The sequence below is a fragment of the Weissella kandleri genome (assembly GCF_001438705.1).
In the GTDB taxonomy this organism is placed as follows: Bacteria; Bacillota; Bacilli; order Lactobacillales; family Lactobacillaceae; genus Weissella; species Weissella kandleri.
The window spans coordinates 58,573-58,849 of sequence record NZ_JQBP01000004.1 but is presented as its reverse complement, the minus strand read 5'-3'; the positions used below and the strand labels follow the sequence as shown (position 1 = coordinate 58,849).

Annotated in this window: 2 tRNA genes; both read right to left on the bottom strand. The window is 47.3% G+C overall.

Annotation, left to right across the window (positions count from 1 at the left end):
• Window positions 1-103: 103 nt before the first annotated feature.
• A tRNA-His gene (locus tag IV73_RS04905) sits at window positions 104-176 on the bottom strand.
• Between the two features lie 11 nt (window positions 177-187).
• A tRNA-Trp gene (locus tag IV73_RS04900) sits at window positions 188-258 on the bottom strand.
• Window positions 259-277: the final 19 nt, after the last annotated feature.

Here is a 277-nt window from a genome sequence, read left to right as displayed (position 1 = left end):
CTCTTGCGAGAACGGGATTTTGAGTCCCGCGCGTCTACCTATTCCGCCACAACGGCATGATTACATCACGTAATCGAGATATATATGAGACATTAATCTCGAGGGCGGATGATGGGAATCGAACCCACGCATGTCGGTACCACAAACCGATGTGTTAACCACTTCACCACATCCGCCATTATATCAGCAGGGATAGAGGGAATCGAACCCCCACCAACGGTTTTGGAGACCGTCGTACTACCGTTATACTATATCCCTATTTAATTTTAATGGAACC